Origin of the sequence: Gilliamella sp. Imp1-1, from assembly GCF_001690415.1 — a bacterium.
Taxonomy (GTDB): domain Bacteria; phylum Pseudomonadota; class Gammaproteobacteria; order Enterobacterales; family Orbaceae; genus Gilliamella; species Gilliamella bombi.
In genome coordinates this window covers 1-2,011 of sequence record NZ_LZHK01000031.1, presented here as the reverse complement: position 1 = coordinate 2,011, position 2,011 = coordinate 1, and the positions used below count along the sequence as shown (strand labels likewise).

1 protein-coding gene is annotated in these 2,011 nt (G+C 34.3%); it reads right to left on the bottom strand.

Translation table 11 applies throughout. The annotated features are described in order from the left end of the window. Positions 1-313 precede the first annotated feature (313 nt). Positions 314-1,750, bottom strand: a complete 1,437-nt coding sequence (locus tag A9G38_RS02875) for a hypothetical protein (RefSeq protein WP_141671704.1) — start codon at positions 1,748-1,750, stop codon at positions 314-316. Positions 1,751-2,011 lie beyond the last annotated feature (261 nt).

Below are 2,011 nucleotides of genomic sequence, written 5' to 3'. Positions count from 1 at the left end.
GCCTAAAATGGTACTGCATTTTGTTCCACCTGTCAAGTAATATTTTGTTTTATTTAGATTTTTTATGGTTAATCGCTTATTTAATAAGCTTGTCTTTCTAAAGCGATTAAAGTATAGCCGTTTAAGAAATAGTTGGCTAGTTTTTTGGCGGACTTTTTTGTAAAGAAATGTAAATTGTAAGAATTATTCATCATGAATGGGCATAAACTTTATGGTTAAATTAATCTAAATATTTTATAGCTAAAAAGTTTAATCGACTATTTAAACAAAATACCAAGTATTTTTATTTAAATAGTCATTATTGAAGAGAAAATTATGGTGTAACGCAAGCTCCTCTATAGTCTTGATCTGAAAGATATCTAGCGCCAACAACACCTGTATTTGTCTCTACAACGCGAGTATAAAAGTCAATAAGATCTGATGTCCAATAATACCCTCTTAGCTCCCCCCAAGCAGGATCGCCAACTTGAAAAAATTCCCAATCACTATCTTTATAGTAGATTTGAGTCACTCGTCCCCATTCGCTAAATAATCCCCCCATCCAATAACCATTGGTTATATAACTAATTTTTCGTAAAGAGGCTCCGTCTGCTATACCATTTTGCCAATCCACAACTATATCTTCGCCACGCCTTGCATTGGTAAAATCAAGCACTTTGGTCATACGATATCCACCACCATTAAAGTTATTACAAAATGCTACTGCATTTTGATACCCCCCTGCACCACCTTTTTTAGTGACATACCAACGCTCTAACCTAAAACTATACAATGGGTCATTGTTTTTATCGTGTAAATAAAATGTTGAAGGAATAAAAGAACCAGGATTACTCTCCTTAGGACCCGTTAAGTTAATTTTTACAAGCCCTGTAGGTAGCGTATTTTCAGCATTTAACGTTAATGTTACCCCTCCCGTCGAAATTGTTCGACCATTTTTATTTACTATATCTTGTGCTTTCATTCCTGCAACACTCAAGTAAAAAAATAAATTATGAGAGCCTGTGGTTGGAAAGTTTGCTCCAGGATTCGCTGGATTATAAGCATAAAATCCTCTATATTTATTCCAATCACCATGCGGATCGTTAAGAGAAGAAACTGCACCATCGTAAGGTATATCATTTGAATGCCAATCATATTCTAAGTTAGGCATAGCATAACAAAATTGTGGTTTATCCATTTTGGGATAAAGATAATAGGTATGCCTATTTCCAGTAAATTTATCACTTTCAGAAGGAATACCATATTCTGTCTTAATGCTTACATCTTCCACTTCTAACGTCAATTGATAAGGTGCATCACAGCCATTTAATGCTTTATCTGAGTTATCCTTCACATAATTAGTAATATCTTGACCATATAAATTCTGCCATTTAATTTTTAATTTACTTGAATTGACACGATGGAGTGTATCGCCATCATCATCCTTCCAATAACCATTGTCATCAATAACTTTATCGGTCAATACTTCTGGATAATCCCCATGAGGCACTAATGTCTTGATATCTGCAAAAGTGGCTAAAAGTTTATCTAACACTAATGGGTTTTCCATACTTGAGCTATCATTTGATACAGTAATAATTTTGTTTCCGGGCAATGTTACTGATAATAAGGGACTAATTGAATCGGCATGAGTCGCACCGCCATCAAAGGTTAAATAAGGCGCAGTACCGTGAATGTAATTAGAAGTAGTAGCCGATAGTGCCTGCGATTCTAAAGAGTACGGTAATAACAACAACGGCGCTAATGCCAATGGAATTTTTGAAAATAGTTTTGTGGATAATTTCGAAAATAATTCGAGAGATAATTTCGATGATATAAATGAGCTTCGAGTAAAAACTTGTCGAATAGGATTATTTGATAAATTTAAGACATAAGTTTGCCAGTGCTTGTGCCTTGTGCCTTGTGCCTAAAATGGTACTGCATTTTGTTCCACCTGTCAAGTAATATTTTGTTTTATTTAGATTTTTTATGGTTAATCGCTTATTTAATAAGCTTGTCTTTCTAAAGCGAT